The organism is Pseudomonas sp. Z18(2022) (assembly GCF_036346535.1).
Taxonomy (GTDB): Bacteria; Pseudomonadota; Gammaproteobacteria; order Pseudomonadales; family Pseudomonadaceae; genus Aquipseudomonas; species Aquipseudomonas yamanorum_A.
This window is the reverse complement of sequence record NZ_JAOTOA010000009.1, coordinates 222,046-229,297: the sequence shown is the minus strand read 5'-3', so window position 1 is coordinate 229,297 and position 7,252 is coordinate 222,046. Positions and strand designations below refer to the sequence as shown.

Sequence of the window (7,252 nt, the reverse complement as noted above, 5' to 3'; positions counted from 1 at the left end):
GGATTGGCCTGAACGGCCCATTCCCCAAACCCAACGATGACCCCCTGTGGCGAGGGAGCTTGCTCCCGCTGGGCTGCGAAGCGGCCCCAAAATCTGCAACCGTGTACTACCTGGAGGAATGCAGCGCTCTTATTGGGGCTGCTGCGCAGCCCAGCGGGAGCAAGCTCCCTCGCCACATTGTTTATCACTACCTTCGGATTTTTCCTTCAACCTCTCGCGCTGTGCATGAACTTGTTGTGCCCTGCGATCGCGCCTAGTCTTCGTCCGTCATCGCAAAAAACGGTGACACGGACGTGCAAGTCCGACGAAACTGTTTAGGCGTACAAACGCCCAGCCATCCAACGGGCGTTTTTTGTGCTCGCTGCTTTATGGCGGCTGCGCGCAGGAGGTCTTCGGACCTGCTGGGTGTCCTAAACAGGCCCGGTCTTGCACACCTGCGCACGGTCGCCACCCTCATTCGCGTGCAAGCGAACGGTGGCGCTCCTTACTCATCTGTTTAGGAGTTTCATCATGTTCAAACCTACCCCCAATCCGCCCCACAACGCCGAAATCGAACGCCGCAAACTCCAGGCTGCCGCCGAGCGTGCCATGGATCATTACTTTCCGACTTCTGCTTCATCCTCACTTTTTACCGTCTCTCCCTCTCAGTCCACTGAAGCCTTGCTGGCCAACGCCTCTGAAACCTTTGCCTCACTCAACGCGTTGACCTCCAACCTGGCCTTTGAATTGGAAGGCTCCCAGCGCGGCGTGGTGCTGGCCATTCAACAGATGAGTGAGTTGGGGCAGTTGTTGGTGGATCAGGCGCTGGAGCAGGTCGCCCCCACTTCCGCCGCCTAAACTTGATCGTTCCCAAAAAGGGACCCATCGTTCCCATTCTGGGACTCTCGCCAGCACCACCTATCAAAATGTGGGAGCTGGCTTGCCTGCGATGCAGGCAACTCGGTCTTCCAGGTACACCGCGGTGATGCCATCGCAGGCAAGCCAGCTCCCACATTTGATCTCGGTGGGTCCCAATCCCGCGTTTGCTGATGAACCATTACTCCAATCGTAACGATCCACCGCCCAGCTTGATTGATGCCCCCCCAATACCCTCCTAAGGTACAGCCCACGACAGCACATCCCGTGGAGCGACCATGACAACAACAACTTCCCCCGACTCGCGCTGGACGCGGCGGCGCGACGAGAAGCAGCGCCGATTAGCGTTAGTGCGATCCTTCGCCGATGGCGCCGTGCTCCCCAGCGACCGCATCGTCGAAGCCCTGGAAGCCCTGATCCTCCCCGGCGACCGTGTGGTGCTGGAAGGCAACAACCAGAAGCAGGCCGATTTTCTCTCCCGCTCCCTGGCGAAGACCGACCCCGCCAAGCTCCACGACCTGCACATGATCATGCCCAGCGTCGGCCGTTCCGAGCACCTGGACCTGTTTGAAAAGGGCATCGCCCGCAAGCTGGATTTCTCCTTCGCCGGCACCCAATCCCTGCGCATCAGCCAGTTACTGGAAGACGGCCTGCTGGAAATCGGCGCGATCCACACCTACATCGAACTCTATGCGCGGCTGGTGGTGGACCTGATTCCCAACGTGGTCCTGTCCGCCGGTTTCATGGCCGACCGCGCCGGCAATATCTACACCGGCCCGAGCACCGAAGACACGCCCGCGCTGATTGAGCCGGCGGCCTTCAGCGATGGCATCGTCATCGTCCAGGTCAACCAGTTGGTGGATGACGTCACCGACCTGCCCCGCGTCGACATCCCCGCGAGCTGGGTCGACTTCGTGGTGGTCGCCGACAAGCCCTTCTACATCGAACCGCTGTTTACCCGCGACCCACGGCACATCAAGCCGGTGCATGTGTTGATGGCGATGATGGCGATCCGTGGCATCTACGAAAAACACAACGTCCAGTCCCTGAACCACGGCATCGGGTTCAACACCGCCGCGATTGAATTGATCCTGCCAACCTACGGCGAATCCCTGGGTTTGAAGGGCAAGATCTGCCGCAACTGGACCCTCAACCCGCACCCAACCCTGATCCCGGCCATCGAAAGCGGCTGGGTCGAAAGCGTGCATTGCTTCGGCACCGAACTGGGCATGGAGAACTACATCGCCGCCCGGCCGGATGTGTTCTTCACCGGCCGCGACGGCTCGCTGCGTTCCAACCGAATGTTCTGCCAACTGGCCGGCCAATACGCGGTGGACCTGTTTATCGGTGCTACCTTGCAGGTCGACGGCGACGGCCATTCCTCCACCGTCACCCGTGGCCGCCTCGCCGGTTTTGGTGGTGCGCCGAACATGGGCCACGACCCGCGCGGTCGCCGCCATGGCACACCCGCCTGGCTCGACATGCGCCACGACGACGCCCCGGAAGCCTTGCTCGAACGCGGCAAAAAGCTCGTGGTGCAAATGGTCGAGACCTTCCAGGAAGGCGGCAAACCGACCTTCGTCGAAACCCTCGACGCGGTGGAAGTAGCACGCAAAAGCGGCATGCCCCTGGCACCGATCATGATCTACGGCGACGACGTCACCCACCTGCTCACCGAAGAAGGCATCGCCTACCTGTACAAGGCGCGTTCCCTGGAAGAGCGCCAGGCGATGATCGCCGCCGTGGCCGGGGTGACTGCCATCGGCATGCGCCACAACCCCAAGGACACCGCGCGCATGCGCCGCGAAGGCCTGATCGCGCTGCCCGAAGACCTCGGCATCCGCCGCACCGACGCCACCCGTGAGCTGCTGGCCGCCAAGAGCGTGGCCGATCTGGTGGCGTGGTCCGGTGGTTTGTACAACCCGCCCGCCAAGTTCAGGAGCTGGTAAATGCACGCACTTAAACTGCACGACCTGACCCTGGCGGAACGCCTGGCCGACATGGCCGTCGATGCGCTGATCGATGAAGCCGACCTGTCACCCAAACCTGCACTGGTCGACCGTCGCGGCAACGGCGCCCATACCGATTTGCACCTCGGCCTGATGCACGCATCGGCCCTGTCGCTGTGGCCGGCGTTCAAGGAAATGGCCGAGGCCGCTATCGAATTTGGCGAAGTTGGTTTGCCCTTGCGCGAAGCCCTCGGGCGCATCGGTCGCGAAGGCGAACAGGCGATGCTCGTCACCACCAACGGCGTGAATACCCACCGCGGTGCGATCTGGGCGCTCGGCTTGTTGGTCGCCGCCGTCGCCCTGCAACCCGAGTCCAGCAGTGCCAACGCCGTGACGTTACGCGCTGCCCGCCTGGCCTTGCTCAACGACCGCTACGCACCACAACCACTGAGCCACGGCGCCCAGGTCGCACAACGCTACGGCGCTCGCGGTGCCCGCGAAGAAGCGCAATTGGGCTTCCCATCGGTGCTGCAACGCGGCCTGCCGCAACTGAAAAAAAGCCGCCTGCACCAACACGGCGAACAGAACGCTCGCCTTGATGCCTTGCTGGCGATCATGACCGACCTGGCCGATACCTGCGTGCTCTACCGCGCCGGCCCCGAAGGCTTGCAGGCCATGCAACAAGGCGCCCAAGCGGTGCTGGACGCCGGTGGCAGCGCAAGCCTCGCCGGGCGCCGCCAACTGCACGAGCTGGACCAGCAACTGCTGGCGCTGAATGCCTCCCCCGGTGGCGCCGCCGACCTGTTGGCCGCCTGCCTGTTTATCGACCGCCTCGACGGAGCGCTGTGATGGAAACCTTATCCTTTGAATTCCCCGCCGGGCAGCCCGCCAAGGGCCGTGCGCTGGTGGGTTGCGTCGGCTCCGGCGACCTGGAAGTGCTGCTGGAACCGGGCACTGCCGGCACCCTGACCATCCAGGTGCAGACCTCGGTCAATGGTGCGCAGCTGCGTTGGCAGCACCTGTTTGAACGGATCTTCCAGGAACAGACGCCGCCCGCACTGAACATCGATATCCACGACTTCGGCGCCACCCCCGGCGTGGTGCGCCTGCGCCTGGAACAAGGCTTCGAGGAGATCGGTCATGACTGACTTGCTCAACACCCACAGCTTCGTCGAACTCGGCGCCCGGCAGCGGGCCAAGGCTTTGCTCGACGCGGGCAGCTATCGCGAATTGATCGATCCGTTTCAGCGTGTCATGTCGCCCTGGCTGAGCCGCCAGGGCGTGGTGCCTCAGGCCGACGACGGCGTGGTGATCGCCAAGGGCAGCATCGCCGGTTTGCCGGTGGTGATCGCGGCTATCGAAGGCAATTTCCAGGGCGGCAGCCTCGGTGAAGTCGGCGGCGCAAAGATGGCCGGCGCACTGGAACTGGCCGCTGAAGACAACCGCAACGGCATCCCGACCCGTGCCATCCTGCTGCTGGAAACCGGCGGCGTGCGTTTGCAGGAAGCCAACCTCGGCCTGGCCGCGATTGCCGATATCCACGCCGCGATTGTCGACCTGCGCCAGTACCAGCCGGTGATCGGCGTGGTGGCGGGCAGCGTCGGTTGTTTTGGTGGCATGTCCATCGCGGCGGGCTTGTGCAGTTATCTGCTGGTGACCCGCGAGGCACGCCTGGGTTTGAACGGCCCGCAGGTGATCGAGCAGGAAGCCGGGCTTGAGGAATACGACTCCCGCGACCGGCCCTTCATCTGGAGCCTGACCGGCGGTGAACAGCGCTTTAACAGCGACTTGGCCGACCGTTATGTGGCCGACGATGTGGCGCAGATTCAGCAGCAAGTCACTGAACTGCTGCATCAAGGCTTGCCGGAAAAACAGCGCAGCCGTCAGGTCGAACATTATCTGGAACGCCTGGCTGCACTGAACGCCGAACCGCAAATCGACCCGGCGACGGTTCGCGATCTGTATCAGGGAGAACGCTCATGAGAGGTTTGCAGTGGTTCAACGCATTGAGCGGCGATGCTACGCCGGTGAGCGGTTTGCCGAACTCGCTGAAAGTCGCTGACGGTGTACTCGGTGATCAACCCGTGCGGTTTATCGCGGTAGTCACGGACCCGGAAAACCGCTTCCCCCGCGCGCGCAATGGTGAAGTTGGTTTGCTCGAAGGCTGGGGCTTGGCCAAGGCGGTTGATGAAGCGATCAATACGGGCGACAAGCGCCCGCTGATTGCCATCGTCGATGTGCCGAGCCAGGCCTATGGGCGTCGCGAAGAAGCCCTGGGCATCCATCAAGCCCTGGCCGCCGCCGCCGACAGCTATGCCCGTGCCCGCCTGGCCGGTCACCCGGTGATCGCGCTGCTGGTGGGCAAGGCGATGTCCGGCGCGTTCCTCGCCCATGGTTACCAGGCCAATCGCCTGATTGCCCTGCGCGACCCCGGCGTAATGGTGCATGCCATGGGCAAGGCCTCGGCGGCGCGGGTGACCCTGCGCAGTGTCGAAGAGCTGGAAGCCCTGGCCGCCAGCGTGCCGCCAATGGCCTATGACATCGACAGCTATGCCAGCCTCGGTTTGCTCTGGGAGACCTTGTCGGTCAGCCAGATCGAGCAGCCCACTCCTGAAGATGTAGCGCGAGTCAGCGATTGCCTGGTGCACGCGATCAAGGATGTGCAGGCGGGCGGCCGTGACCTGAGCGGTCGCCTGGGCGCCACCAATCGTGCGGCTTCCAGCCACGTGCGCCAACTGCTGCGGGAGCAATGGTGAACGCTCACGACTTGCTCTGGGGCATGACCCCGGCGCATGCGCCCGCCGATGCGCCGGCCTGGGTGCTGGAAGCGTTGGCCGCCGGGCATCCGGTGGTGGTACGGCGTGCCATGGCGCCGCCGGGCCAGGTGGCGGTGGGTGTACGCGGGCGCTTGCGCGAGCAGCGCTTCGCCGCCGTGATGCCGATGACAGCCGTGCAACGATGCGTGGTGCCGGAAGACCTGCGCGGCGTGATTTCGCCACGGGATTTGCCGGCGTTGCAGGCCCTCGCTCAACTGCGCCCGGTGTTGGCGAAGGAGAGCTGGGGCGTCACCGGCAGCGCGGGTTTCGAGCTGGCCAGCGGTATTGAAGCGCTGCACGCCAAGAGTGACCTGGATTTGATTTTGCGCACGCCCGAGCCGCTTGATCGCGGTGATGCAGAGGACCTGCTGGCGATACTGGACACCGCGGTGTGCGCCGTGGACCTGCAACTGCAAACGCCTTTTGGCGCGGTCGCCTTGCGTGAGTGGGCCGGTGGTTCACGTCGCGTACTGCTGAAAAATGCCAGCGGCGCGCAGTTGGTGATCGACCCATGGCAGGCCGTGGCATGAGCAGCCTCCTGGCGTTCCCGGGGCAGGGCGCCCAGCGTGCGGGCATGCTCCAGCAGCTGCCGCGCGCGGTGCTGGACGAAGCCAGTGCAGCCTTGAACGAGGACGTGTTGAAGCTTGATTCCGCCGAAGCGCTGGCTTCGACCCGCGCCGTGCAGCTCTGCTTGTTGATTGCCGGCGTCGCCAGTGCACGCTTGCTGGAACACACACCCGATTACGTAGCCGGCCTGTCCATCGGCGCCTATCCGGCCGCCGTGATTGCCGGCTCACTGGACTTTGCCGACGCGCTGAAACTCGTCGGCCTGCGCGGCGAATTGATGCAACAGGCGTATCCCCACGGCTATGGCATGACCGCCCTTATCGGCCCGGACCTGTCCACCGTCGAAGCCTTGCTCGCCCAGGTCCACAGCCCGCAAACCCCGGTGTACCTGGCCAATATCAATGCCGACAACCAGACGGTCATTGCCGGCAGCGACGAAGCGATGAAAGCAGTTGCCATTCTGGTGCGCGGCAATGGCGTCGCCAAACGCTTGGCCGTCAGCGTGCCGTCCCATTGCGCGCTGCTGGAAAAACCCGCCGAGGCCCTGGCCGAAGCATTCGCCCAAGTGACGCTGAAAACGCCGGCCATTACCTACCTGAGCAGCACCCGCGCCCGGCCGATCCACAACACCGAACACCTGCGGGACGACCTGGCTTTCAACATGTGCCGCATCGTCGACTGGCGCGGCACCGTGCAAAGCGCCTACGAGCGTGGGGTGCGCCTGCACATCGAACTGCCTCCCGGCGCCGTGCTCACGGGCCTGGCACGCCGGGTGTTCGAGCAAGGCACCGTCATCGCCTTCGAAGGCGCCCGCCTGGACACCTTGCAGGCCTTGCTGCGAGAGGAGGGAAACCATCACCGATAGAGCTCCACCAAGGCTGATGCTGGTCGGTCAAGAGATAGAGCGGGTCACCAATGACCTGTGGCGAGGGAGCTTGCTCCCGTTGGAGTGCGCAGCGCTCCCAGGATTTCAGGGCCGCTACGCAGCCCAACGGGAGCAAGCTCCCTCGCCACAGGTACGGTATTCATCTTTATCGGATCGGCATTGCCGCCCAAGGCTTTCGA

8 protein-coding genes are annotated in these 7,252 nt (G+C 63.8%); all 8 read left to right on the top strand.

What is annotated here, in order from left to right; translation table 11 throughout:
- Positions 1-510: 510 nt before the first annotated feature.
- The 8 genes from V3W39_RS19640 to mdcH all read left to right on the top strand — a co-directional run bounded on the left by V3W39_RS19640 (position 511) and on the right by mdcH (position 7,052).
- A complete protein-coding gene (locus tag V3W39_RS19640) occupies positions 511-837 on the top strand; it encodes a DUF6124 family protein (RefSeq protein ID WP_177043121.1) in 327 nt (108 codons plus the stop codon).
- A 296-nt stretch (positions 838-1,133) separates the two neighbouring features.
- Positions 1,134-2,804 carry a malonate decarboxylase subunit alpha gene (gene mdcA / locus V3W39_RS19635; protein ID WP_169386924.1) on the top strand — a complete coding sequence of 557 codons (1,671 nt, stop codon included), beginning with the start codon at positions 1,134-1,136 and terminating at the stop codon, positions 2,802-2,804.
- Entirely contained in the window at positions 2,805-3,653 is an 849-nt protein-coding gene (locus V3W39_RS19630) for a triphosphoribosyl-dephospho-CoA synthase (protein WP_177120038.1), read from the top strand.
- Positions 3,653-3,952: a malonate decarboxylase subunit delta gene (locus tag V3W39_RS19625; RefSeq protein WP_003216806.1), complete on the top strand. Its 300-nt coding sequence runs from the start codon at positions 3,653-3,655 to the stop codon at positions 3,950-3,952. The genes V3W39_RS19630 and V3W39_RS19625 overlap by 1 nt, the downstream gene beginning before the upstream one ends.
- Positions 3,945-4,787 carry a biotin-independent malonate decarboxylase subunit beta gene (locus V3W39_RS19620; RefSeq protein WP_259195579.1) on the top strand — a complete coding sequence of 281 codons (843 nt, stop codon included), beginning with the start codon at positions 3,945-3,947 and terminating at the stop codon, positions 4,785-4,787. The genes V3W39_RS19625 and V3W39_RS19620 overlap by 8 nt, the downstream gene beginning before the upstream one ends.
- Positions 4,784-5,560 (top strand): biotin-independent malonate decarboxylase subunit gamma, encoded by a 777-nt coding sequence (gene mdcE / locus V3W39_RS19615; RefSeq protein ID WP_177120040.1) that lies wholly within the window; start codon positions 4,784-4,786, stop codon positions 5,558-5,560. The genes V3W39_RS19620 and mdcE overlap by 4 nt, the downstream gene beginning before the upstream one ends.
- The gene (locus tag V3W39_RS19610; RefSeq protein WP_330213150.1) at positions 5,554-6,150 is read left to right on the top strand and encodes a malonate decarboxylase holo-ACP synthase; all 597 of its coding nucleotides are present in this window, start codon (positions 5,554-5,556) and stop codon (positions 6,148-6,150) included. Before mdcE ends, V3W39_RS19610 begins: the two co-directional genes overlap by 7 nt.
- Positions 6,147-7,052 carry a malonate decarboxylase subunit epsilon gene (gene mdcH / locus V3W39_RS19605; protein WP_330213149.1) on the top strand — a complete coding sequence of 302 codons (906 nt, stop codon included), beginning with the start codon at positions 6,147-6,149 and terminating at the stop codon, positions 7,050-7,052. The genes V3W39_RS19610 and mdcH overlap by 4 nt, the downstream gene beginning before the upstream one ends.
- Positions 7,053-7,252 lie beyond the last annotated feature (200 nt).